General features: G+C 47.1%; 22 protein-coding genes and 1 pseudogene. 10 read left to right on the top strand and 13 right to left on the bottom strand.

Annotated features, from left to right (window positions below; translation table 11 throughout):
• Window positions 1-67 precede the first annotated feature (67 nt).
• Window positions 68-1,969 carry a sensor histidine kinase gene (locus BMW94_RS10085; protein ID WP_090997818.1) on the bottom strand — a complete coding sequence of 634 codons (1,902 nt, stop codon included), beginning with the start codon at window positions 1,967-1,969 and terminating at the stop codon, window positions 68-70.
• Window positions 1,970-2,132: 163 nt separating this feature from the next.
• Window positions 2,133-2,414, bottom strand: a complete 282-nt coding sequence (locus BMW94_RS10080) for a hypothetical protein (protein WP_090997815.1) — start codon at window positions 2,412-2,414, stop codon at window positions 2,133-2,135.
• Window positions 2,415-2,560: 146 nt separating this feature from the next.
• Here BMW94_RS10080 and BMW94_RS30440 point away from each other — a divergent pair, with 146 nt between their 5' ends.
• The 3 genes from BMW94_RS30440 (at window position 2,561) to BMW94_RS10070 (ending at window position 3,555) form a co-directional block, all read left to right on the top strand.
• A complete protein-coding gene (locus tag BMW94_RS30440) occupies window positions 2,561-2,722 on the top strand; it encodes a hypothetical protein (protein WP_175480643.1) in 162 nt (53 codons plus the stop codon).
• Window positions 2,723-2,923: 201 nt separating this feature from the next.
• Window positions 2,924-3,307: a hypothetical protein gene (locus BMW94_RS10075; protein WP_090997812.1), complete on the top strand. Its 384-nt coding sequence runs from the start codon at window positions 2,924-2,926 to the stop codon at window positions 3,305-3,307.
• A 38-nt stretch (window positions 3,308-3,345) separates the two neighbouring features.
• Complete coding sequence (locus BMW94_RS10070; protein WP_090997809.1) at window positions 3,346-3,555, top strand: hypothetical protein; 210 nt, start codon at window positions 3,346-3,348, stop codon at window positions 3,553-3,555.
• 240 nt (window positions 3,556-3,795) lie between these two features.
• On the opposite strand, the pseudogene BMW94_RS10065 reads toward BMW94_RS10070, so the two are convergent.
• Window positions 3,796-4,029: pseudogene (locus tag BMW94_RS10065) on the bottom strand (MFS transporter); the annotation flags it as partial.
• 257 nt (window positions 4,030-4,286) lie between these two features.
• On the opposite strand from BMW94_RS10065, the gene BMW94_RS10060 reads away from it, so the two are divergent.
• Complete coding sequence (locus BMW94_RS10060; RefSeq protein ID WP_090997806.1) at window positions 4,287-4,937, top strand: peptidylprolyl isomerase; 651 nt, start codon at window positions 4,287-4,289, stop codon at window positions 4,935-4,937.
• A 182-nt stretch (window positions 4,938-5,119) separates the two neighbouring features.
• Here BMW94_RS10060 and BMW94_RS10055 read toward each other — a convergent pair whose 3' ends face one another.
• Entirely contained in the window at window positions 5,120-5,302 is a 183-nt protein-coding gene (locus BMW94_RS10055; protein WP_024632483.1) for a hypothetical protein, read from the bottom strand.
• 129 nt (window positions 5,303-5,431) lie between these two features.
• On the opposite strand from BMW94_RS10055, the gene BMW94_RS10050 reads away from it, so the two are divergent.
• The gene (locus BMW94_RS10050) at window positions 5,432-5,689 is read left to right on the top strand and encodes a YqkE family protein (protein ID WP_090997803.1); all 258 of its coding nucleotides are present in this window, start codon (window positions 5,432-5,434) and stop codon (window positions 5,687-5,689) included.
• Between the two features lie 157 nt (window positions 5,690-5,846).
• The gene (locus BMW94_RS10045) at window positions 5,847-6,641 is read left to right on the top strand and encodes an SDR family oxidoreductase (RefSeq protein WP_090997800.1); all 795 of its coding nucleotides are present in this window, start codon (window positions 5,847-5,849) and stop codon (window positions 6,639-6,641) included.
• 569 nt (window positions 6,642-7,210) lie between these two features.
• Here BMW94_RS10045 and BMW94_RS10040 read toward each other — a convergent pair.
• The gene (locus tag BMW94_RS10040) at window positions 7,211-7,972 is read right to left on the bottom strand and encodes a YwaF family protein (protein ID WP_090997797.1); all 762 of its coding nucleotides are present in this window, start codon (window positions 7,970-7,972) and stop codon (window positions 7,211-7,213) included.
• A gap of 448 nt (window positions 7,973-8,420) precedes the next feature.
• On the opposite strand from BMW94_RS10040, the gene BMW94_RS10035 reads away from it, so the two are divergent.
• The gene (locus BMW94_RS10035) at window positions 8,421-9,395 is read left to right on the top strand and encodes a ring-cleaving dioxygenase (protein WP_090997794.1); all 975 of its coding nucleotides are present in this window, start codon (window positions 8,421-8,423) and stop codon (window positions 9,393-9,395) included.
• Window positions 9,396-9,577: 182 nt separating this feature from the next.
• Here BMW94_RS10035 and BMW94_RS10030 read toward each other — a convergent pair whose 3' ends face one another.
• The 3 genes from BMW94_RS10030 to BMW94_RS10020 form a co-directional block, all read right to left on the bottom strand.
• Window positions 9,578-10,285: a stalk domain-containing protein gene (locus tag BMW94_RS10030; protein ID WP_090997790.1), complete on the bottom strand. Its 708-nt coding sequence runs from the start codon at window positions 10,283-10,285 to the stop codon at window positions 9,578-9,580.
• Between the two features lie 277 nt (window positions 10,286-10,562).
• Window positions 10,563-11,408, bottom strand: coding sequence for a hypothetical protein (locus BMW94_RS10025; RefSeq protein ID WP_090997787.1), 846 nt, complete (start codon window positions 11,406-11,408; stop codon window positions 10,563-10,565).
• 168 nt (window positions 11,409-11,576) lie between these two features.
• Window positions 11,577-12,854, bottom strand: a complete 1,278-nt coding sequence (locus BMW94_RS10020; protein ID WP_090997784.1) for a methyl-accepting chemotaxis protein — start codon at window positions 12,852-12,854, stop codon at window positions 11,577-11,579.
• Between the two features lie 324 nt (window positions 12,855-13,178).
• Between BMW94_RS10020 and BMW94_RS10015 the strand changes: the two genes are divergently transcribed.
• The gene (locus BMW94_RS10015) at window positions 13,179-14,609 is read left to right on the top strand and encodes an aspartate ammonia-lyase (protein ID WP_090997781.1); all 1,431 of its coding nucleotides are present in this window, start codon (window positions 13,179-13,181) and stop codon (window positions 14,607-14,609) included.
• Between the two features lie 162 nt (window positions 14,610-14,771).
• On the opposite strand, the gene rpoN is transcribed toward BMW94_RS10015, so the two are convergent.
• Complete coding sequence (rpoN, locus tag BMW94_RS10010) at window positions 14,772-16,079, bottom strand: RNA polymerase factor sigma-54 (protein WP_090997778.1); 1,308 nt, start codon at window positions 16,077-16,079, stop codon at window positions 14,772-14,774.
• 118 nt (window positions 16,080-16,197) lie between these two features.
• The gene (gene pruA / locus BMW94_RS10005; protein WP_090997774.1) at window positions 16,198-17,745 is read right to left on the bottom strand and encodes an L-glutamate gamma-semialdehyde dehydrogenase; all 1,548 of its coding nucleotides are present in this window, start codon (window positions 17,743-17,745) and stop codon (window positions 16,198-16,200) included.
• A 245-nt stretch (window positions 17,746-17,990) separates the two neighbouring features.
• Here pruA and BMW94_RS10000 point away from each other — a divergent pair, with 245 nt between their 5' ends.
• On the top strand, window positions 17,991-18,914 hold the full coding sequence (locus tag BMW94_RS10000) for a proline dehydrogenase family protein (RefSeq protein WP_090997770.1): 924 nt from the start codon (window positions 17,991-17,993) through the stop codon (window positions 18,912-18,914).
• A gap of 222 nt (window positions 18,915-19,136) precedes the next feature.
• Here BMW94_RS10000 and BMW94_RS30910 read toward each other — a convergent pair whose 3' ends face one another.
• Genes BMW94_RS30910 through BMW94_RS09985 form a run of 3 tightly spaced genes read right to left on the bottom strand, consistent with a single transcriptional unit; the run spans window position 19,137 to window position 23,823 of the window.
• Window positions 19,137-21,692, bottom strand: coding sequence for a YVTN family beta-propeller repeat protein (locus BMW94_RS30910; RefSeq protein ID WP_090997768.1), 2,556 nt, complete (start codon window positions 21,690-21,692; stop codon window positions 19,137-19,139).
• Window positions 21,693-21,746: 54 nt separating this feature from the next.
• Window positions 21,747-22,103, bottom strand: a complete 357-nt coding sequence (locus tag BMW94_RS09990; protein WP_090997765.1) for a hypothetical protein — start codon at window positions 22,101-22,103, stop codon at window positions 21,747-21,749.
• 58 nt (window positions 22,104-22,161) lie between these two features.
• Window positions 22,162-23,823 (bottom strand): collagen-like protein, encoded by a 1,662-nt coding sequence (locus BMW94_RS09985; RefSeq protein ID WP_254790200.1) that lies wholly within the window; start codon window positions 23,821-23,823, stop codon window positions 22,162-22,164.
• Window positions 23,824-24,277: 454 nt separating this feature from the next.
• Here BMW94_RS09985 and BMW94_RS09980 point away from each other — a divergent pair, with 454 nt between their 5' ends.
• Entirely contained in the window at window positions 24,278-25,972 is a 1,695-nt protein-coding gene (locus BMW94_RS09980; RefSeq protein ID WP_090997762.1) for a sigma-54 interaction domain-containing protein, read from the top strand.
• The last annotated feature ends 16 nt before the right edge of the window (window positions 25,973-25,988 follow it).

The raw sequence follows: 25,988 nt of genomic DNA, 5'->3' as shown, positions 1-25,988 counted from the left end.
TTGAATATGTGATTGAACGACACAAGGGGTAGCGAACAAAAAAGCCATCGTACACTTCTGCCGCTCGTCATTCGACGAACTCGGCAAAAGATACAACGGCTTCTGTTCCTACCCCTTTTGTGCTTGTAAAGCTGATCTGCCCATGCATGGCCTCAACGATTCGGAAGGTCACCATCATGCCAAGCCCTGTCCCTTTAATTTTGTTCGAGAAATAAGGCTCCCCAAGGCGGACCAGTGCTTCCTCATCCATGCCCTCGCCGTTATCCCTAACATGTACCTTGATGACCCCATCCTGGGCATAAGCCCAAATATCAATCTGACCCTGACCTTGCAGAGCTTCAATACTATTCTTAATAATATTAATAAAAGCCTGTTTGAACTTGGACGAGTTCCCTCTAATCCATAGATCTGGCGGAATATCGGATGTTATTTTCCCGCCTTCCAGATTAGCCATCGGTACAAGAATACCTTCAATATGGTTAAATTCATCCGCAATATTCAGAGAAACAATATGGTCAAACTCCGGTTTGGCAAACGTTAGGAAGTCGGTAATAATGCCGGAAGCCCGATCAAGCTCCTCCAGAGCAATCCGCACATATCCCTTGTTTTTGTTGTCTTCCTGCTCTGTCATGAGCTGAAGGAATCCTCTTGTCACCTGCAGCGGATTACGAACCTCATGAGCTACCGATGCCGCTAGTTCGCTAATGATCTCCATTTTCTCGGATCGCTGCAATTCATTATTAAACAATTCCAACTCTTTCGAGTATTCAAGCACTTTGGTATGTTTTTCAGCAAATCGGCTTCCCAGTATGGCAATAAGTGAGATAATAAAAGCAACCATGGACCATTTCCACCATATCAGATGATAGGTTCCATTACGCTGGTAATACCACAGTAGTTCAGCAACACTGATTAAGGCAAATGTGCCGAATCCCGTAGCAAGTAAAAGGGCTTCCCGGCTCCGTTGAAGTGCTTTGGAGATGGTGCCGATCATTAAGATGCTCAACAGGATTACGAGAACGAATCCAATTACATTCTGAACCAACAAACTGTAGAGCATGTCCCATTGACCGCCTGAAATAAAATTAATCAGCAGAGCAGCCACAGCAACTACAGAATAGATGAATTGGAATTTTCTTAGTTTGGTAAAGATGCCATAACGACCTGGTCCGATAATTTGTTCAAAAAAATAACAGAGTGCAGGCATGCCCATCAGCATAGCCAGATCAAACAATACGGAATACAGATTACCGTAAACCTGGTAGAACGTATATAAAAACTGAGAATAGGTGATAATCATCGTTCCGATTGAACCCATCACAATACATAGCGAAATCCACAATCCTTTATGGAATTTGCCCAGGAAAAATGTGCAGCTCAGCATCGTAAGAGCCGTAAATACAAAGGTCGCTCCCAATATCACATCAAGCAGTCCATTGTGAATGTACTTTTCCTGTAATGTAGCATAAGGCCCAACCTGAACCGTTCCGTAGATGCCAAGTCTGCCTTTCTCATTCTCGGACCAAACATACAGTTTTGCACCTGAATTCTCTCTCGATAAGGGTAACAACACAGCGTTATTATCATAATTGTAATGATAATTCTCATACACCTTACGATCGTCCAGGTAGATCACAATGTGGTTCCCTTTAATATTCTCAAAACGAATTGCCGAGCTATCTTCGTTTATTTTAGGAATGGTCACACGAGTCCACAAGGAACCTGAAGGAGCTTCAACGCTGCTGTATTCCAACTTTTCTGCACCTTGCTTCTCCCAAATCTCCTCCGAACCTTGAACCTCATTGATGAATCCCTGATCGTGTACGTTCCCCCATTTTACTTCCCATCCCGTAATGGATACAGGTCTGTCTACTTCTCCTGCAGTCGCTGAGACGAAGTCATGCGGCAAGCAGAGAATATTCAACATACTTATCCATAAGATGATGATAGCTTTGGGCACATTTTTCATTCACAGCACCTCAAAGTTCTTATTTTCTCTATCCCCAAGTTCTCTCATTTATCATTCGCCACAGTTTAACGTGTCACCTTCTTGGAGGAAAATGAAAATTCACATTTTAGTAGATTTATAGTTTTATTTCCATTTTATTGATAGGTCCCGAGTGTTTTCTCCATTATTCGCGCAGATCTTCGAACTGGTTCTCAATCATTTCGCGTTCTTTCTGTTCAATTGTCGTGCGATATTCCAACCACTGCTCCGTTTCCTCATCTTCATAGATCGTCCATATATCCGAGAAAAGATAATCCCGCAACTGTACAATCTGTCCTGACCATATCCCGCCTACCCAGAACAGCCCGTCCGGACGACGTATAACGGTACGGGAAAACCCGGGCGTAGACGCTTTTTGGCCGATTCGGATTTGAGTGATCATATTCCCCAGCGTAAACCAATCCAATTGGAATCCCTCCCTCATATATCCATGTTTCATCATATCATAGGCCAAAGATGAAAAGCTGTAAAAAAGGCCTGTGCGATTCAATCATCCCTTCAGGGTGTAATGGTTCCTCAAAGCAAACAATTATCATTGAGGAGATGATTCGAATGAATGAGCCACACAGAACGGTAGAGGTAGAGCATAGGGATGTCCAGCATAAATCGGATTCGAGTATGGTCGCTTCCACGTTTATCAAATATGCGGCTTATATCATTATTTTCTTTGGATTCCTGTACTTTCTGGTCAAATATGTTTTTCCCAAATTTTAAAGTGTATACATTGAATCTGTAATCCGTACATCGTTCCCTTTCATCTTATATTCATATTTGGGGAACACAAGGGAATCATAATGGGTGCGAGATTACAACGTTAGCCCTTTGGGTAACTACGACATAAGCACCTTTCTTTTCACGATAACTGCACAATCAAAAAAACCATTAAATATAATCCACTGAGAGGGAGTGCTACTTATGTCAGACAGACCGATTAGCAATGAAGAGAGTGAACGTTACTACGACCGTTATCAGAGGTCCCGTGATATTCCACTGGAAACCGAAGTCCCTGAAGGTGACATAGACACTTTTGATGAAGTTACGGGAAGACGCATCGAAACTGAGGATACAGTAAATAGAGTGAATCCGCCCCTTGTAGCTTTAGGGGCTACGGAAGAACCGGAATTGGAGTCACGGACAGCAGAGCCTGCACTCGAATCCGTACCTGATGCTGATCTTATCCAACCCAATAGTCCGATTGATCCCGCCGCACCCGACCCCAATGCCCTTCACGGGACGGACCTGCTAAACGGTGCAGGGGCGGATGCCAAACCGGAGAATGATATTCCACCTCGGCGTTAATCCTCTTGTCACAGCCTGAATTAGGAGGTGCAGACACAGTGAAGGATAATCACAAGCGACACGTACATGAGCCGGATAATCTGGTAACCGAAAGGGATATTGATCCGAATTTTGGATTGTTCACGGAAGATTCCTTTCCGGAGGCCCTAGCAAATGAGGATCAGCTTGATGCTGTTGAACATGCCATTCCGAAGGAGAACGTTGACGGCGTTGAAGTTTCCCGAAAAGGTTCATCCCAGGATGAATAGGAACACATTACAGATTCAATGAGAATATGAGGAAACCTCTTGCTCAAGAGGTTTCTTTTTGCTTTTATCTTCCTGATAACATAGACTTTTATCCTGAAAAAGAGATGGCTACCGTATTTCTACAGTGCCATCCCCTCTCTGATATCCGATTAACCATTTATTGTTTTGTCGTTTTTGATTACTTTGCCAAAGGTTTGCCTGATCCCGGCAACTTCTGCTCAAGTCGGGACCATTTCGCCACAACGGCTTGCGCCCGTATTTGTCAGCCAGTGATCCCCAGAAGGGAGACACCAGCGCACTTGCCAGAAACGTGATGCCAAAGGCAAGCCCGGACCAGAACTCCAGGTGATCACGAACGCCCAGATCGCCACTCAGAAACAAAGGCAGAAATGGGATGGAGATCGAATAAGCGGTGCTGCAAAAAAACACACCCATCCACAAAATCACCAGATTACGCTTCCACGAGAAGTCCATATACCCGCACGCCCTTTCCGTTACTGACGCCGGGACTGCCGTGTATTGGAGCGGACGGAACAGACCCGTACGTCCCTGACTGCGGAAGCATTTTCCTTATTTTACACCTCTGTAAGCATTTACACCATCCCTTATCGCCCACAATATCCTGCCTTGCATTGCCATCTTGTCCGCAAAAACGGTATGATAGTTGAGGGATTATCCGACAATAACTCGGACTAAACATATTATGCAGAGATGCAAGGGGGAACGTTCTCATGTCTTTTCAGTGGAAAAAAACAACAGCTGTGTCGCTGGTTCTAGCGATGCTGCTTATCGTCATTAGTGGTTGTGGGCGCCCTGCAAGCAGTGCGACGGAAACACCGGTCCCGGCTGCACCCGAAGGGCCAAATCCAGTGGCCACAATTGAAATGCAAGACGGTCAAAAAATTGTCATTGAGCTATATCCCGAAATTGCGCCCAATACCGTGTACAATTTCATCTCATTGGCGAATAAAGGTTTCTATGATGGGTTGATCTTTCACCGTGTTATCCCCGGCTTTATGATTCAGGGTGGTGATCCAAACGGCGATGGTTCGGGCGGCCCAGGATATACCATTAAAGGTGAGTTTACATCCAATGGTCACAAAAACCATCTGAATCATACACGTGGAGTCATTTCCATGGCGCGTAAATCCGATAATCTGGACTCCGCAGGCTCCCAGTTTTTCATCATGTTAGCGGATGCTGATTATCTGGATAATGCATATGCCACATTCGGTAAAGTTACAGAAGGCATGGAAGTTGTAGATGGAATCGCTGCTCAGGAAATCGGGCAAGGAGACAAACCGGTTACCGATCAGGTAATGAAAAAAGTCACTGTCGACACTCACGGAGTAGAATATCCTGAACCGGTAAAAATGCCTTAATCTTTGAAAAGGATTTTAGTTATCCATCTTGATTCACAACCCGTAAGACAAACAAAAGCTCTGTCCTGCGTATTCACGCAAGGCAGAGCTTTATTCAATGTTAGCGTTTACATAAATGACTTTATAAAAAATGCCCTCTTCTGGCATAACTCTATATGCAGCAGCTCTGCAACCCACTGATCTCAATACATCCATCCCATCAAACGCAACCAACCGATGATCGCAATCCATAGCGGACAGCTGAAAGCAACACCCCATGCAAGCCCTTTCAGTAAACTACGGTTTACTTCCACGAACAACGACTCCTTTCTCCAGGGAATAGTCGCAGTATCGGTAATAATATATGAATTTATACCCGTTTTCATTCGTCACGTAACCCCCTATTTCCTGCTTTTGATCCGCCAGTTTCATGGAATGGGTCTGGTGAACCTGATATAATAAGTTTACTGAACCATAATGGAAGCTGATTCATGTTTTTGAGAGGAGATTATTCTATGGCAAAATCCAAAAAACACCCCCCTGCTCCCAAAGCAGCACAGGATAAACCGACTACACTAAAGGATCTGCTGAGCAGTGATGTGTTAGAGAAACTGAAAGCTCAGGCGGATGAAGCCAAGGCTGCCGAGGCAGACCGGAAAGAGCAGGAACGCCTGCAGGCAGAAGAAGCTCGTAAAGCGGAACAGAAGCGGAAAGATAATGATTTTGAGTACCTGTTGAACAACAGTTCGTTGGACTGGAAGAAACATAAGTAACTTTGCAGCAAACTGATTATCTCATCATTATACAGGATGCAAAGTGAGGACCGCGATGCGGTCCTTTTTTATATGGATTCAACTGATTCACCATGCGGGAGTCGGGTATGTAGAGATAGAGAGTTACTGATAATTCATACAATACGGAGGGATCAGGATGACTGAACAACGTTTGCAAGGGAAAGTTGCGATTGTAACCGGAGGTGGCTCAGGAATTGGTCAGGCAACCGCCATTCGTTTCGCTGAGCATGGGGCCAAAGTGTTCATGCTGGACCGGACCCCGGAGAATGCAGAGGAAACCAAACAGACGATTGAGAATGCAGGCGGAGAAGCCCACGTCATTGAATGTGATATATCCAAACCGGACAACGTGCAGAAGGCAATCAATCAGGTGGCAGAGCAAGCTGGACAGCTCGATATTGTATTTGCCAATGCGGGCATCAACGGCACGATGGCTCCCATTGAAACGATGGAACCTGAGGACTGGGATCAGACGATGGGCATCAATATGCGCGGCACGTTCGCAACTGTGAAGTACGCCATACCCCATTTGAAAGACCGCGGAGGAAGCATTATTATTACGAGTTCCATCAACGGTAACCGTGTATTCTCTGGCATAGGGTTCTCTGCATACGCTTCCAGTAAAGCAGGTCAGACGGCTTTTACAAAGATGGCAGCATTGGAACTGGCCCGTTACAAGATTCGTGTCAATGCCGTCTGCCCAGGAGCCATAGACACGAACATCGATGACAACACCTATCCTTCGGACGATCTGAAAGAAGTACAGATTCCGGTTGAATTTCCGGAAGGTCACGAACACCCCCTCAAAGGTGAACCTGGAACGTCGAAGCAAGTCGCCAATCTGGTGCTCTTCCTCGCTTCCGATGAATCTTCCCATGTGACCGGTACTCGGATCTACGTGGACGGAGCGGAATCATTGCTTCGTGGATAAATTTATAACCATACTCCATGTGGAGTTAACTACCGAACATCCCGCATACGGCCTGGATATCCAGAACGCTGCGTGATGTTTAATTTGAAATATATCTTTATAGAAGAACGAAGGAAAACTCGTTGCTTCCCCCTTGGTTTTGAATGAATTTTTAACTAGGGCTTGTCTTCAAACCTGTTGAAAGCCGAAGCGTACCCAAGCGAGTTCAGAGTAGGCAAGTGAGCTGCATCCTGAATGTTCGAGCATGTGCCCTTCATGAACGAGTAAACGCTGACGAATCTGAGGCGTCTTATTCAAGGATTTGAAGCGCCCGCAGAAATCTAAGAAACTTGAGACACTCTATATCAGAATAAAAAATCGGTTGTAGCGTTTTTGCCAAGAGATTTTAAGAAATAACGTGTCTGATGTTCTTTACAATTTAAAAAGAGGGCCTAAACGCCAAATAAGACGCCCTGTGTTTCTTAGAAAATCATCTGGCCATTCGGTCAGAATCAGCCAGCCCCGACTTCAAGACTTTTTTGGAACCTGACCTCCATCATTGTATAGCTTGTCTGAGTTTGAAGACATACCTAGAGCGCAGAACTCTTTCCTCTTTTCACTCGATGATTCAGACGCTCCGGAATCGCAAAGAGCAGGATGTACATCAGAGAGAACATCACTACTGCCAACACCTCTTCCCCAAGAATGTACAAGGGATAGGGACCCAACATATCGAGCACTGAAGGTGTATCCGGTTTGTGTCTGAGGAACATATAATTGGCGTCAAGCACGACATCCACACCGTATACAACCAACGCAGCCACATTCACAAACATCATCGAACCCAACACAGATCTCCAGCTTGGACGAAGCTGCTCCACCCAAGTCATATAGAGCAACGCCAGAATAATACAAGCGTGAGCAGTAAAAAATTGAATGAACCGAAAATGTGCATAAGCATAACCGAGATTAGGCGTTACGATTGCCATCAAGGCTCCTGCTATTCCTGCGAACAGCAATGCAGAATGCAGCAGTCGGCTGCGTGTCAACAATAGCAGCGCCGATAACAATAGTGACAGACTGCATAGCTCCAGTGGCAATGAAGTTTGCAGACTCCACACATCCCCATATATATACCAGAGCTGAAGCACAATTTCACAGCCAAACATGATACATGCCAGAACGATCCGAAAGGTATGGCGTGTGTTCGGTGCCCAGGACCGCAGCCAATTTCGAAACAGGAACATCAATATAACCAGTGCAGCAATCACACCAATCGCCCATAGGTGCGAAGTGGAAAACAGCATAAACGGTTCTGCATCATAAGGGTCTAGCCACTGAGGATAAGCCATGCGCCTCTTCTCTCCTTCACATTACACAAACACATTATATCTCTTTAATGTTAACTTTTTCATTTTGTCATTGAATGAATACACTGTCCAGATGGAATTCTAAAATAGGATTGTATTTTAAATATCTTTATGTTAAGATAAATCCAACAACAAAACAAACTAAAAGTTAGTAACTTTCTTTACGGAAATATTATAAAACAGTATATATGTTCTTCTAACATTTACACGATAACGGAGAGGACAGTAATAAACTGAAGAAGCGAAGCGTTCGCCTCAAAGCTTTCTGAAAAGAAAGCTACATCGGAAGCATACGCTTATCCCGGATTTTCCCCTTTGAAGAGAGGAATCAAAAACTCTGGGGATAACAGCGATCGGAAGGTTGTTCTGTCATCGGAGTGCCAGTGTAAATACTCATTAGTTGAACATATAAAACCAGGAGGAATTTATAATGCAAATCAAAGGTCTTCACCATGTATCTGCACTGACCGCACACGCAGCTGAGAATTATCGGTTCTATACCAACGTAATGGGATTGCGACTGATCAAAAAAACAGTCAATCAGGATGATGTTTCGGTCTACCACCTCTTCTATGGAGATGAAAAAGGGAATCCGGGTACCGAACTGACCTTCTTTGAAATTCCAATGGCCGGACAAACACGAGAAGGCGTGAATAGCATCTCCGCAACGTCACTACGTGTTCCAAGTGATACTGCACTTACGTACTGGCAGCAGCGTTTTGACGAATTCGAAGTCCCACATGGAGAAATCACTGAACGCGGGGGGCGTGCCACTCTCTCGTTTACCGACTTTGAAGGACAACGTCTGATTCTGGTTTCTGATGAGCACAATACAGGTGTTGCCGGGGGCAAACCATGGGATCAAAGCCCTGTGCCTGCCGAGTATGGCATAGTGGGCTTAGGCCCAATCCATCTTACCGTCAAAGATGCCTCCCTTACCGCTCCAGTTCTTACCGAGCTGCTCGGCTTCCGTCAAAAAGGGACCTATCCTGCTTTTGTCGCAGGCCAGCCCGATGTACTCGTCTTCGAATCAGGTGATGGTGGAAGTGGCTCTGAGGTGCATGTCGAAGAACGGAATGACCTGGCCCAAGAACGCCCTGGACGAGGTAGTGTGCACCATGTTGCCTTCCGGGTCGATAATGAAGAAGAACTGAAACAGTGGGTGGAACGGGTTCATAATTTCCGATTCCCGAACTCCGGTTTCGTAGACCGTTTCTACTTCCGCTCCCTGTATTTCCGTGAAGCGAACGGTATTCTGTTTGAGCTTGCAACGGATGGTCCGGGATTTGATACAGACGAAGAAATGGAGCATCTGGGAGAATCGCTTGCCTTGCCTCCATTCCTCGAAGGTCGCCGCGCTGAGATTGAAGCGAACCTGAAACCACTGGATACCGTGATCCGCTAATATTCGTAACTGGCGTGTAATTCAGCAAAAAGATTTCAATTCAAAACAAAAATAAAAACGATGTTCACCAGGCAACTCTGAATACCGGATACGGTTCAGGAATCCCTGGTGAATCATCGTTTTTTTATGTTTAGGCTTGCCTTGCCCCTTCTGTAAGGTGGCAAACCTGCAAATTTTGTGTTTTACTTCGTCAGATACGATGTTGTCAGCGGTACAAACAGAGCCGAATCTGGATCTTCTGACACAATCTCGACATAGACAGCGTCTGTACCTTTAACGTCCACATCTATACTCATCATACCGCTTTCTGGAGTGATATTGAACTTTTTGAGTGTCGCGAGATCCTGATTATAGATATGAATCTCCTGATTTCCTGTTAGCGCGGCAAGTTCCAGGTGCAAAGAAGAATATTTTTTACCCGTATTAATCTGGATGTCGTCCCCCTGTTTTGAAGGATCATTATGCAGATAAACATCCTTGTAATCCTTGCCTTTATATGTGGTATCCTTAGGATCTTTGGTGTGCCATGCGGTAGATCCCAGTACGGATGTTCCAAGTGCACTCAGCGTTACTTTTCCGTTAGTTACAGGCGCAGATCCATTCGTTCCGCCAATGAGGACGGATGAAGTTGCACTGTCATACGTGATCTCTGTTCCAAGCAAGGATCCCACAGCACGCACAGGCAAATAAGTTGTTCCGTTATACGTAATAGGCAACACCGTTTTACCATTGGCATCTTTGGCTGTCACCGTGGCACCATCCAGTTTTAGCGTAATCTTGCTGTTCAGATAAGCTTTAATCTGTTCCAACCCTGTTGCTGCGAGTGCACCCGTCCCGATTCCAAGAGTTAATGTGCCCACCATCAAACCCAGTACAACCTTCTTCTTCATCAAAATCCCTCCTGAACGTTAAAATAATTTGTCCTTTATACATTTAAACGACTAAAGTGATAATGTCAATTGTTTACTGCATTTTTAGTACATTGTTCCTATCTGTAGGCAGCACAAAACGAGGCTGAATGTCCCGATTTTTTTCAGCCTCGTCCCGTTTCCTACTGCCCGATAAGGCAGAAAGGAAGATATTCTTTGCACATCCTTATCTGGCAGAACTTCTCTTTCACCACGAGAACTGCCAACCTTCGTCCCACCAGATGTCTACACGACCCTATCAATCAAAAGATTCATAATATTCTTCTTCATACACTTCCATGCTGTATTTCAAATTTGCAGCTTTCCACTCGCCATCTTGATACACATAAGCGAATGTCAGATCACCAGCATATAAAGCTGCACCGTAAGATCCTGCTGCTGATACGACAAGTTGGCCATCCTCCACGCTGTAATACGTTACTCCACCGAATCCCAACTCTTTGTTATACAAGCCGCCACTCGTGTCTCCTTCGATCCGTGAAGGTTCTGCTTGAACCCCATCAACGGCAACATCAACATCTACACGGTCTGATCCAACCGTAACCTTTGACTCCACATGCTGCTTCACAATCTCATCCAGAGATTGCATCTTCATCTCTTCCAGCGTTATCGGATTAATGATACGGGCTTGTCCCAAATAAATACCTGTTCCATGACCTTCCGTATACAAAACAACGATCTCTTTCTGGCCATCTCCATTCAGATCCAGCTCGTGTACTTCAGGTTTGTAAGACCCGCCTTCTCCCTTCCAATCACTAAATTCTTGTGTCTTACCGTCCACTTCCAGCACCATTCCGTTATATATATATCCTGAACCCTCCACTTTCATGGGGTACAGTCTTACGTTCTCATTTTCCGGAGCAACAGAGATGTATTCCTCCTTGACGGAGGTTGCTTCTTTCGTTGTAAAAGTGGTTTCATTCATTGTTTCTATATTGGAAGCCACGACCGCTGAGGTCTGGCTGGATTGATCATCTATGTTAAGCTGTTTTTGCGATTCATTCATGGTTCGGGCAGACGAAGTTGTACTAATCGTAGCTACCGCCAAAATAATCATCAGCAGGATACCTGTCCAAGTTTTCAATATGCTGGGCTCCTTATCTGTAGTGTAATACTACCATTATATCTTCATTTATCGCCCAAGCGTTGCGATTTTGTTAATGTTTCATAAAAATATCTTTACATATTTCAGTTTTTACGAAAGAATGTTCGTCTTTAACCATAATAAGCAAAAAAACATCCCGGAAACAGCTCAAGGCTGCATCCGAAATGCTTTCGTTTTGTCCATTAATCGATCTGTTAACTGTCTCAGCTCTTCAGCGGAAGATGAAATCTCCTGCATGATTGCCGTCTCTTCATGTGCTGCATCCATAATCCGTCTCGCCTCATCCGAGAATGATCCGGCTTTCCCCTGAATCTTTTTCACATGACCATGCGTCTGCTCCACGCGGCTGGTCTGCTCCCCAATTTTGGATCCGATGTCATGAGCACCCTTCATAAACACTTCTACCGTACCTGTAAGCTCCTGCAACGTCTGATCAACCGAGATCGTACGCTCCGACTCGTTCACTACGAGGCCGTGCTGTTCATGAATCAGTTGAGCTGTATCTTTAATCCGCTGCTGTACGCGGCTAATCAGCTCATTAATCCGATGCACCGATTGTTTGCTCTCGTCTGCCAGCTTACGAATCTGCTGTGCCACCACAGCAAAGCCCGATCCCTCTTCTCCTGCACGTGCAGCTTCAATGGAAGCATTCAGGGCAAGCAGCCCTGTTTCCTCTGCAATGTTTTTGACGGACTGGGTAATGGCTTCAATATCCGAGGCTTCCTTCTCAAGCAGCACCATAATGTCACGGGAACGGTTGTGAGATTCCGTCAGCTCGTCCATTCCTTTCATCAGAGAAGAGAAGGTCTGCTTCGTATGATCTACTGAACGTTCCATCTGGCCGGACATCTCTGTCATCCCAATCGACTGACTGTGCATACGCTGAAAATCGTTCAACATCTCATCTGCTGTAATCAACGACTGATGTGAAGTCGTCTTCTGCTCTTCCACACCCACAGCAATATGATCCACCGCATCAGACATCATCTCGATCTGCTCCGCTGCCTGGGCGATTGCTTCACTAAGTGACTGGGCGTTCTGTGAGGTTGTACGTGTACTTTCTGTAATATCGTTTACAATACTTCTCAGATTAAAAACCATTACGCGAAAAGCATCATATAATACAGTAATTTCATCCTGTGTACGCCGCTCTGGAACTTCAGCCGTCAAATCCCCCGATGAAATTTGTTGCGCCGCACGGGACAAATGCACAATTGGACGAGTCAACCAACGAGAGGCAAACCAGCCCAGGATCGCGTTCCAGCATACGCCCATGATGAGTACGATAGATATATACAACCAGCTTGGCATGGAGAACGCGAGCCAGTCCTGAAGGAAAAATATAAAAAAGCCGCTAGTTCCGTACGTAATCAGTGAAATCAGTACTAAACCTGCGACGGTTTTTGCGCCTAAAGTCCATTTCATATTGACACCTCATAGTCCTTTTTTCCTATTTTACCAGTAGATAACTAAATAACATGTGATTTAGATCACTGAAAACGACAAATCCACCAACCATCTTATTCCTCATGCATGACTTCTCCTCTAAGTAGAGCATAATGGATAAGACGAGTTTTGACTGACTGAACCTTTGTAATCTGCCAAGGTGATATCCTTAATTTAAATTATTTATCGGCAAGAAGGGTGAAATGATTTAGCTTGGCATCCATTTTGCTTAAATGATATACTGAGTGCGCTTCGGCATTGCCGGAGCTGACCTATTTTTGGATGCCACTGGAGGCGAACGAAATGTCTACAATGTCCACAAGGACGGAGAAAGATTTTATTGGAGAAAAAGAAATTCCTGCTTATGCTTATTACGGAATACAGACGGTTCGGGCTGTGGAGAACTTCCCGATTACCGGCGTTCCGGTACACCGGGAGCTGATTACAGCTCTGGCTGCGGTGAAAAAGGCTGCGGCAATCACGAATATGGAGCTGAAGATGCTGCCACGCAAAATTGGCGATGTCATCGTCATGGCTGCTGAAGAAATGATGAAAGGCCATCATCTGGATCATTTTATTGTTGACTCTATTCAGGGCGGTGCAGGCACCTCCATGAATATGAATATGAACGAAATTCTGGCCAATCGTGGTCTGGAACTGTTATTGCAGAACAAGGGTGACTATTTCCACTGTAACCCGAATAATCATGTGAACATGTCCCAATCCACCAATGACGTCATCCCAACTGCACTGCGCATTGCTGCGTATCGGTTGTCTGAAACGCTGCTGGATACGATGAAGCGTCTGCAGGCTGCGTTCCGCAAAAAAGAACAGGAATTTAACGATGTAGTCAAAGTAGGTCGGACACATCTTCAGGATGCTGTGCCTATTCGCCTTGGACAAGAGTTCGGTGCCTATGCACGTGTTATCGGACGTGATATCGAGCGTCTCGAGTTCGCAAATCGTCGCCTGCTCACCATTAACTTGGGTGCGACGGCTGTAGGTACAGGTCTTAACGCGAAACCGGAATACATCGTCAAGGTCACGGAGCATCTGTCCGATGTGACAGGATTGAATTTGCAAACGGCCGAGGATCTTGTGGATGCGACACAGAATACGGATGCCTATCTGGAATTGTCGGCTGCACTGAAAGTATGTGCTGTCAGTCTGTCCAAAATCTGTAACGATATTCGCATGATGGCTTCCGGCCCACGCGCAGGATTCAATGAGCTGCGTCTTCCACCACGTCAGCCAGGTTCGTCCATTATGCCAGGTAAAGTGAACCCGGTTATGGCGGAAGTGATCAATCAGGTGTCCTTCCAGGTGATGGGCAATGACCATACGATCTGTATGGCCTGTGAAGCGGGTCAATTCGAATTGAATGTCATGGGTCCCGTTATTGCGTTCAACTTGCTGCAATCGCTGAAAATCATGAATAATGGTATCGACGTCTTTACTCGTTATGCTGTTGAAGAAATGGAAGCAAACCGTGAGCGTTGTGCATTGATCATGAAGCAGAGCTTTAGTGTAATTACAGCGCTCAATCCACATCTGGGCTATGACGTGGCAGCCTCCATTGTGAAGGAAGCGTTGAAGACCGGACACACCTTGCAGGAGATCATTCTCGAGCGGGGTCTGCTGACACCGGAAGAATTGGAAGAAATTTTGCATCCGGAGCAGATGACTACTCCAGGTATTGCAGGGGAGCACTTCCTGCATAATATGGAACGGTAGTAAGCTGTTTAAGTTCAACTAATGAAAATTTACATTGACACTCCGATTAGAGAACAACCTTCCGATTGCTGTTAAATCGGAACGAATAACCCCCGCAGACCGTTACAACGGCTTGCGGGGGTTACTTGTATCTCAGTTATGTTTTGTTACTGAACCACAGGGTCATTTTCCCCAACGTTTACGCTCAAGTGAAGGTAAAATTTGAAGCTCTTCCCTGTATTTCGCAACCGTTCTGCGGGAGATCACGATGCCTTCACTGGCGAGTAATGCCGTGAGTTGGCTATCTGAGTAGGGACGTTCCGCCCGTTCAGAACGAATCAGCTCTTTCAGTCTGAGCTTCACCGCCGGCGCAGAGGCCACCTCTCCGTTCGTTGTTTCAAGACCTGATGCAAAAAAAGTCTTGAGCTCAAACACACCATGCGGTGTCTGAACATATTTGCCATTGACCGCACGGCTCACCGTCGACTCATGCATGCCGATGGCCTCGGCAATCACCGCCAGATTGAGCGGCTTCAAACCGGCAGGTCCTTCACGCAGAAAAGATTCCTGTTCACTCATGATCGCAGCCAGGACACGCATCAGAGTTCGGCGACGCATGCGCACACTGCGAATGATCGCTCTCGCCTCTGCTGCCCGGCCAGACCAGACCTCGTCTGCATCGATCTCCCTGATCCAGCGGCAGAAAGCTTCGTTCAGGGATACCCGCGGCACACCCGCTGAATTCAAACGTAGAGAAAGCTCATCATTCCTTATCTGCACAACGGCATCCGGAATAATATAATGTGCACGTTCCGTACACCCGATGGATCGGCAAGGTTTCGGGTCCAGACCAGCAATATAATCATAGGCTGCTTGAGCCTGCTGTGACGAAATCCCCAGTCTTGTTCCTGCTCTGCCTGGATGGAAACGAACCAACTCCTCCAGACCTCGCTCCACCATGTGCTCCGCATGCTGGTTAGCGTATGAATCACGCCTAATCTGAAGCAGCAAGCATTCACGCAAGTTGCGTGCTCCCACACCTGCCGGGTCCAGCGACTGGAGAATGTCCAGGGCTGCTTCAGCCTCAGGCATCGATATTCCCCTTGCCGATACAACATCCGTCAATTCCATCGTCAGATAGCCATCATCGTTGACACAACCAGCCAAATATACAGCTGTTGTCTCCATTGCAGGCGGAAGATTCTGCAATCGAAGCTGAGATATCAATAGATGTTCAAGTGTAGGTTCGGCGCCTTTCATCTGTAACAGCGGATCATAAGAGGAGAACCTCTCCTGATTCAATCGTCGGGGAAGACGGGTGCGCAGGGTAGAGGGCTCTTCTAGCTCAAGCACCGGATTTTCATCCGCCGCCTCCTGCAAATAACGAGTCAGCTCCTGACCCGACAAGGTCAGCAGATGAATGGATTGCTTCATCTCCGGCGTAATGGATAATCGAATACGCCCCTCCTGCACCAACTGAAATCCTAACATCCGTCTCCCCCCTTAAGCGCTGCTCAAGCTACTCCAGTATACTGACGAACAAAGACTATTTCAGGAAATGATAGCATAAAAACCAAGCGATTACAGCGGGCCCAGACCCAATTTTCAACTAATATTTCTCGGATACCAACTTCGCTTGGGTGAACAGCAGCAAGTAGTCTCTTCCCCCTGCCTTGGAATCTGTTCCCGACATGTTAAATCCGCCAAATGGATGTGTACCCACGAGTGCACCTGTGCATTTACGGTTAAAGTATAGATTCCCCGCAAAAAATTCCCGTCTGGCTTGTTCCAGATGTTCGCGATTGCGCGAGATCACCGCACCTGTCAGTCCATAATCGGTATTATTGGCAATATCCAATGCATCCCCGAAGGAATCTGCCTTGATAAAGGCCAACACCGGTCCAAAAATCTCTTCCTGTGAAATCCGCGCTTGCGGGTCCACATCAGCAATAATGGTCGGTTCAATGAAATAACCTGCCTCGTTCCCTGTACGACCACCGAGTACAAGGCGTCCTTCCCCCTTGCCTATTTCAATATATTCTGTGATCTTGGCATACGCCTTGTCATCGATAACCGGACCTACCTGATTTCCGACTTCAAGCGGACTGCCCATGCTCAGCTGCTTGGTTCGTTCAATCACTTTTTGCAGTACCTCGTCATATACATCTTTATGAATAATGGCGCGGGAACACGCAGAGCACTTCTGTCCCGAGAAACCAAACGCCGAAGCCGTGATGGATTCCGCAGCCAATTCCAGATCACTGTCGCGATCTACAACAATTGAATCCTTACCACCCATTTCAGCAATCACCCGTTTAATCCACTTCTGACCCGGTGCGGTGCGTGCTGCACGTTCATTGATCCGCAGACCGACGTCTCTGGAGCCTGTGAAGCTGATAAAGCGGGTGAGCGCATGGTCCACCAGATAATCGCCAACCTCACTGCCCGGTCCTGGCAAATAGTTCACTACGCCATCCGGCACACCCACTTCTGTAAGCAGCTCCATAAATTTAGCGGCAATAACCGGTGTTGTACTGGCTGGCTTCAAAACAACGGTGTTGCCGGATACCAATGCAGCAGAAGTCATGCCTGCCATAATCGCGAGAGGGAAGTTCCATGGCGGAATGACAACACCCACACCAAGCGGAATATAAGTCAATTCATTATCTTCGCCTGCAATTCGTGTGAGCGGCTGTGGTTCACTCAGACGCTGCATCTCACGGGCATAAAACTCCATAAAATCAATAGCTTCGGCTGTGTCTGCATCCGCTTCTGGCCATGTTTTGCCTGCTTCGTATACCATCCATGCCGAAAATTCATGCTTACGACGCCGCATGAGCGCCGCCGCTTTATACAAATAACGGGCACGCTCATTCGGGTCCGTATGCTTCCAGGTGCGAAATGTTTCCGCAGCCGTCTGGATGGCCTGCTCGGCAAGCTCTTGATCGGCCTGATAGATCTTTCCGACGATCTGATTTTTGTACGCAGGATTCACGGAGGATACCGTGCGGGCGCTTGTTAGTTTTTGTCCACCAATAATAATGGAGTATTCCTGGCCAAGTTCAGCCTCCACCTTGCGAAGTGCGTTCTCAAAAGCTTCCCGGTTAGCCGGGACTGCAAAGGATGTGAATGGTTCGTTAACAAAAGGGATATTCATGAATGATTTCCTCCTTCAGATGTGGGGGTTCGCTGGCTGTTTGCCTGAGTTACCATGTATCTTTACTCATCACCCAATATATGTAGCAAGATCCGTGCCAACTCCGGTTCATGAAGGAATATTTTTAAAAATAAATATTATCCTTCAAAATTACCGCCCGTTTTCTTCTATGCAGAACAACCTTGGCATGATTATTGCTTGATATCTTTGTTATAAAGAAACATGATCCATAAGGAGGAAACCCGATGAGTATCGGAACGGAAATGTACCGCAAAACGCTGCTGACCGTCGCAGGTAATAAAGCTGTGGAGAATCTCTCCATCAAATACGGCAAAAAGCTGGCTGGCAAGTTTATCGCAGGCAACACACTGGAAGAAGCTCTCGAAGAGATTCGGGTACTCAACAACAAAGGCATTATGGCTACACTGGATCATCTGGGCGAGGGCATTACCCATTTAAGAGAAGCCGCGTTGTATCGGGATGAGTATATACGTCTGGTGGAAGGCATTGCCCGTCAGGGTGCAGACTCCAATGTCTCACTAAAACCAACTCAAATGGGACTCGCGCTGGACCCTGAGGAAGGTTATCGAAATATACGTGCGGTTGCCACCCAAGCGAAGCTGCATAATCTGTTCGTCCGGATCGATATGGAGGACAGCCCGTTTACCCAAGCGACTTTGGATATTGTGCGCCGTTTACACTCGGAGGGACTGGATAATACAGGTACGGTACTGCAAGCCTACTTGCATCGTACCGTGGAAGATACACGTGATATGATTCGGGAAGGAATCCGGCTGCGTCTTGTCAAAGGTGCTTACAAGGAACCTGCATCTGTAGCTTATCAGAACACTTCAGAAGTCATTGATCAATTCAAAACGATGATTCGTAACCATCTCGATCAAGGCGTATACACAGCGGTTGCTTCACATGATGACCATATCATTACCTGGACCAAGCAATACGCGAAGGATCGGGGAATTTCCCCGGATGCGTTTGAATTTCAAATGTTGTACGGCTTGCGTATGGGCGAACAGGAACGCCTGGCCAGAGAAGGCTACCGTATTCGTTGTTATGTGCCCTATGGAACGATGTGGTACCCGTATTACACCCGCCGTCTGGCCGAGAAACCAGCAAATCTCTGGATGGTGGTCAAAAACATGTTCAGATAATTTCTCGACTGGACTCCCTTATATAAAATGCAATGATAAAAACAAAAACCATGCTGCCACTTTCTTGCAGGGCACATGGTTTTTCTGTATACACAGCATTCCAGAGCATCCCAACTCTTCTTCGCTCCGGCTTATCTCTTAATGTCTAAAAAATGAGCATCCCCAATTTAAAATGTCTATTTTTTTAGACACACCCAAATACTATTCACTGGTGCACTCTCATTAAGGATTTATCCCTATTCCCAATGGTCCGGAATTTACGGTAATTGTAGCTGTAACGGTATTGGTATTTCCATCAATAACCGAGATCGTGCCACTCGTATTGTTCGCGACATAAACTCCATTAGTTAAAGCATCCACTCCTACACCGGATGGTGCAGATCCCACTGGAATGGTGGCAACGACGGTATTGGTATCTCCATTAATGACAGATACATTATTGCTGCCGTTATTTGCAACATAGACAAAGTTCGTGTTTGCGTTCAGTCCTGCTTCAAACGGCCCAGTCCCTACTGGAACGGCAGTTAGAACGGTATCGGAAAATCCGCTAATAACAGAGACCGTATCGTCCCCATTATTTTCCACATATATCCGGTTATTTGTTGGATTCACCGCTACTCCCAACGGCTGTGCTCCTACATTAATAGTATTTACGACGGTATTTGTATCTCCATTAATGATAGAAACTGTGTTGTCACCTAAATTAGCCACATAGATGAGGTTGGTGATCGGATTTACCCCTACACCAAACGGTTCAGTACCCACTGGAATGGTAGTCACAACGGTGTTGGTATTTCCATTAATAACGGAAACGGTGTTGTCGCTGAAATTATTCACATAAATGAGGTTCGTGTTTGGATTCACAGCTATTCCCTCTGGCTGAACACCCACTGGAATGGTTGTGACGACGGTGTTGGTATTTCCATTAATAACAGAAACCGTATCATCCCCAAAATTAGTTACATAAATCAGGCTCGTGTTTGAATTTACTGCTATAAACTGGGGTTCGCTGCCCACGAGAATCGTGGTTACAACGGCATTGGTATTCCCGTTAATTACACTAACATTATTACTTCCAGAATTAGCTACATAAATTAAATTCACGGAAGTAGGTATACCAGTGGCTCCCGTGACTCCTGTTGCTCCGGTAACACCAGTAGTTCCCGTGACTCCTGTTGCACCTGTAACCCCAGTAGCTCCCGTGACTCCTGTTGCTCCGGTAACCCCAGTAGCTCCCGTGACTCCTGTTGCACCTGTAACCCCAGTAGCTCCCGTGACTCCTGTTCCTCCGGTAACTCCAGTAGCTCCCGTGATTCCTGTTCCTCCGGTAACTCCAGTAGCTCCCGTTGCCCCTGTTGCACCAGTGTCCCCTGTTGCTCCTGTTACTCCTGTTGCTCCGGTAACTCCAGTATCGCCTGTTGCACCTGTGACACCAGTGTCTCCTGTTACTCCTGTTGCACCTGTAACACCAGTAGCTCCCGTGACTCCTGTTCCTCCGGTAACTCCAGTAGCTCCCGTGACTCCTGTTCCTCCGGTAACTCCGGTAGCGCCCGTTGCCCCTGTTGCACCTGTGACACCAGTGTCTCCTGTTACTCCTGTTCCTCCGGTAACACCAGTAGCTCCCGTTACCCCTGTTGCTCCGGTAACTCCAGTAGCTCCCGTAACTCCTGTTCCTCCGGTAACTCCAGTAGCTCCCGTTACCCCTGTTGCTCCGGTAACTCCAGTAGCTCCCGTAACTCCTGTTCCTCCGGTAACTCCAGTAGCTCCCGTTACCCCTGTTGCTCCGGTAACCCCAGTAGCTCCCGTAACTCCTGTTCCTCCGGTAACACCAGTAGCTCCCGTTACCCCTGTTGCTCCGGTAACTCCAGTAGCTCCCGTAACTCCTGTTCCTCCGGTAACTCCAGTAGCTCCCGTTACCCCTGTTGCTCCGGTAACCCCAGTAGCTCCCGTAACTCCTGTTCCTCCGGTAACACCAGTAGCTCCCGTTACCCCTGTTGCTCCGGTAACTCCAGTAGCTCCCGTAACTCCTGTTCCTCCGGTAACTCCAGTAGCTCCCGTTACCCCTGTTGCTCCGGTAACTCCAGTAGCTCCGGTAACTCCTGTTCCTCCGGTAACTCCAGTAGCTCCCGTTACCCCTGTTGCTCCGGTAACTCCAGTAGCTCCCGTAACCCCTGTTGCTCCGGTAACTCCAGTAGCGCCTGTGACTCCTGTTCCTCCGGTAACTCCAGTAGCGCCCGTGACTCCTGTTCCTCCGGTAACTCCAGTGCTGCCTGTTGCTCCCGTATTACCTGTTGCTCCCGTATTACCTATTGCTCCTGTTGCTCCTGTGGCTCCTGTTGCTCCGGTAACTCCAGTGCTGCCTGTTGCTCCCGTATTACCTGTTGCTCCTGTTGCTCCAGTAACACCTGTGATACCCAGCGATTCACCCAGCAACTCCTGTGACACCAATCGATGAGCCGTAACCAGCTCACCTTCGGCATCTTTGCCCCAGACAGAAATTTGCGCTTCCGGAGCAGCCGTGTCTGCGGTTGAAAATACAAACTCGAACCCATCAAAATTCGCCACATAGTCTTTGGTCACAACCTGATTAGGCAACACATTAAACAGTTCTTCCACATACAACGTTCTAACCCCATCCAAGAAGTACCCCAAAAGAAGTACATTATACACATCAGTCAAATTTCGGTTATCAATTTTAATTGTGACAAATTGAGTGGGACGTGTACCCGTTACACCTGAAATATTATTTTCAATGGGTCCAGTTGATAAAATGGTCATTCAATCACCCTCCTTTGTATCATGACTTAATTCCCCTCATGTTGCCTATCTATTTCATCCAGAGCCTAATTGTTCGGCAGATACTAATCGGTGCGCGTCTACCAGCTCACCCGATGATGTCTTTCCCCACACGGAAACCTCAGTCTCATTCACAGCCGCACCTGTGATGGTGAATACGAACTCGTAAGCAACGAAATTTGTACTATAATTCCTTGTGAGTACCTGGTTAGGAAACACTTCGATCAACTCACTGACATACATCGTTCTCTCACCGTTCAAGATGTAACCGTAAATCTGAAGAGCTGAACTATTGACCAAATCCCTGTTCACAATCCTCACCGTTACAAAACTCGAAGGATTCACACCAAGAACTGGACTATTGTCAATGGGTCCGGTTGAAAGAACAGTCATACAATCCCCTCCTTCAGGCAGCCTATTCCCCATTCTGCTTCAGAGCTCACAGCTTGAGTTAGCTGCTCAATTGTTGAATAAGAATAGACGCATTGGCATTGATCTGTGACCCACCTGCCAGAGTTTGCAGATCAACAGTCGATGCACTTGAATGATTTCGTAATGTCAACACATCACCGGGAGCGGCGGAGATAATAATCATTCCTGGATTCGGTTGAGTGCCGGCTCCTGAACCATAGACACTACCGCCTACAGGGGCTCCGTTTTGATAAAGGGTGAATTGGTTTGCCTGAACGCCTGCAACGATGAAGAATATCGCATAGTCCCCAGCATTACCAATAATAATTTCAGACGTACCAGGTGTATGAGTAATATTAGTAAGGTTTTCATTGCTATCGAAGGTTATATCCGTCTCGGTAGCTACAGACTGAGTTGAAGTATTAAAAATGTAGCCATAGGACGACAAACCTTGCCCTGTTGCGCCTGTTGCACCAGTTGCTCCCGTAACCCCGGTATCGCCTGTCGCTCCTGTTACTCCAGTGCCACCCGTTGCTCCCGTCACTCCAGTGCCGCCTGTTACTCCCGTCACTCCAGTGCCGCCTGTTGCTCCCGTCACTCCGGTGCCACCCGTTGCTCCTGTCACTCCAGTGCCACCTGTCGCACCCGTAACTCCGGTATCGCCTGTCGATCCTGTCACTCCCGTGCCACCTGTTGATCCCGTTACTCCGGTGGCGCCCGTTGATCCCGTCACTCCAGTGCTGCCTGTTACTCCCGTCACTCCTGTTGCACCAGTTGCACCCGTAACTCCGGTATCGCCTGTCGCTCCTGTTACTCCAGTGCCACCCGTTGATCCCGTCACTCCAGTGCTGCCTGGTACTCCCGTAACTCCTGTTGCACCAGTTGCACCCGTAACCCCGGTATCGCCTGTCGCTCCTGTCACTCCGGTGGCACCTGTTGCTCCGGTAGCGCCCGTTGATCCCGTCACTCCGGTGACTCCTGTTGATCCCGTCACTCCAGTGACTCCTGTTGCTCCCGTCACTCCGGTGCCACCTGTTGCTCCCATTACTCCGGTGGCGCCCGTTGCTCCCGTCACTCCAGTGACTCCTGTTGCTCCCGTCACTCCAGTGACTCCTGTTGCTCCCGTCACTCCGGTGCCACCCGTTGCTCCCGTCACTCCAGTGCTGCCCGTTGATCCCGTCACTCCGGTGCCACCCGTTGATCCCGTCACTCCGGTGGCTCCTGTTGCTCCCGTCACTCCAGTGACTCCTGTTGGTCCCGTCACTCCGGTACCGCCTGTTGCTCCTGTTGCTCCGGTGCCGCCTGTTGCTCCTGTCGCTCCAGTTACACCTGTTATGCTCAGGGTTTCACCCAGCAACTCCTGTGATACCAAACGGTGAGCTGTGACCAGCTCACCTTCGGCATCTTTGCCCCATACGGAAATTTGCGCTTCCGGGGCAGCGAGGTCTGCTGTGGAAAACACAAACTCGAACCCATCAAAATTTGCACTATAGTCTTTGGTTATGACCTGATTGGGCAACACATTAAACAGTTCTTCCACATATAACGTTCTGACCCCATCGAGGTAATAACCCAAAACAAGAACGTTATATGCATCTGTTGAATCCCGATTATCGATTTTGACGGTGACGAATTGAGTAGGTCGGGTACCGGTTACACCTGAAATATTATTTTCAATGGGGCCGGTTGATAGAATGGCCATTTCAGCAGCCTCCTTTTTATTCTTCTTTATGCGGATTGAGCCTTGGTATAGCATTATTCAGAAGTTTCTTAATGGTGTGGACAATTCATGTTCTATAGTAATAATCACTTAAACAGCCCGGTATCTAGGAGAAAGATAACAGTGTAGCTCACTATTTAAATGTAAGTTTTAATAACTCAGACCTCACCTAAAATTCTGATTCATTCATATAAATTAACAATTATTCCTAAACCATAAATTTGTAAGCGTATACTAAAAATCAATAATCAGTACTCCTCCCTTCTTCGCCGATAACATGTATGCTTCATGTCAAAAAATATATACACACTACATTTGGAAAGCTATAATATGGGTAACCATCATTCTCCCAATCATTTCATATTCAGAACACTTATTAGCAGCTCGTGTAACAGGTGTAGTTTCCGAACGTTATGCTCTAACTGAGGTGATATCGTTGAAACATTTACTTCCAGATTTGATGTCCTTATTACGTACAGATATGAATATCCCGGATTCGGGCCTCTCCATGCCCGTCATCTCTTCAACCACAGGGCTGGCAGACGCCTTCCCCCTGTTCAATACCAGTCCTTATCTGTTAGTTCAGGACGATGGACCACTATTGGGCTATATCGCTGTATCCGATGTTCTGCAAGAAATGATGCATGCTCATCGGCTTATGGAGGCTTATTTTGAGACAACACTGGAGACAGCAGGCTCAGCCCTGACATTGATTAATGAAGAAGCAAAGGTGACCTACTGGACATCGGGTGCAGAGCATGTTTTTTCCATCAACAAAAAAGATATCATTGGGAAACCGGCAGCGGATTTCTTTCCCCCGGATCGCCTTCAATCGCTCAAAACGTTATATACAGGGGAAACTGTGTATCGAAAGCAGCACCAACCAAGACCCGACCTGTTCGCCCTGATCAATGCGCGTCCGGTGCAACTCGATGGACGTATTGTAGGCGCGGTTGCTGCCGAAGTGGATATAACAACCGAAATTCGTCTGCATCAAGAGTTATTACATATGACTTCCAAAGTCCAGCACCTGGAGAAAGCCGTTGCCCGTCTGCGCCCGGATTCCGATCCATTTGCCAGAATCAAAGGCAGCAGCCCGGTAATCAACCAGTGTCTGGAGACTATTCGCAAGATCAGTACCACCTCAGCTACGGTGCTCATTCTTGGAGAAAGCGGAACGGGCAAGGAGCTATTCGCCAAAGCCATTCACGACCTGCGTGAACCGCAGACAGCGCCATTTATCGCCATTAACTGCGGAGCTATTCCGGGTTCATTATTTGAAAGTGAGTTATTTGGCTACGAGAAGGGCGCATTTTCAGGGGCTGATCCCAAAGGAAAAAAAGGAAAAATCGAACTGGCCGAAGGCGGCACGCTCTTTTTGGATGAAATAGGTGAAATGCCGCTGGAGCTTCAGGTGAAGCTATTGCGTGTATTGCAGGAGAAAAGTTACTTTCCTGTCGGTGGAACACGCATGAAACAGGCAAGCTGCCGGATTATCGCCGCAACCAATCAGAATCTGCTAGGCATGATTGCCCGCAATCAGTTCCGGGAAGATCTCTACTACCGACTGAATGTCATTAACCTCGTCATCCCTCCCCTGCGTAAGCGCAAGGAAGATATTTACGAGTTGACACAAACCTTCCTGCAAGAGTTTTCCTTGCTCTATAATCGTCATATTGAACTGGTTCCTCCCGAGGTGTTCAAGCTGTTATTCCAGTATGACTGGCCAGGTAACGTACGGGAATTAAGAAATGTGATTGAACGGATCACCATTCTCACCACGGATGGCGAGGTCAAGCCTGAATATCTCCCTGACACCTTTATTCCATCCATGGATCAGGCACAATCCATTTTGAACGAGACGGTACAGCTTCATCCACAGTCCGGCCTCGAATCGGGCTCGTCTCCTTTCTCCGGGAGCACAGACCCTTCTCTTCCAATACATGAAGGAGAAAAAGAGGAGTCGACGGATCCTTCCACCCTATCCTATCAGGAGCGGCTGGACATCTATGAGTCGGAACTCCTGCTACAATACCTGAATGCTGCCGGAGGCAACAAAAGGACACTCGCCCGTCAGCTCGGCATCTCCAGAGCAACGCTCTATAACCGCATGAAAAGGCTCGGTCTATGACCAATAGTCACTGATT

The organism is Paenibacillus sp. OK003, from assembly GCF_900109515.1.
GTDB classification, from domain to species: Bacteria; Bacillota; Bacilli; order Paenibacillales; family Paenibacillaceae; genus Paenibacillus; species Paenibacillus marchantiae.
The sequence above is the reverse complement of the archived record's forward strand: the minus strand, read 5'-3'. Positions and strand labels throughout refer to the sequence as shown.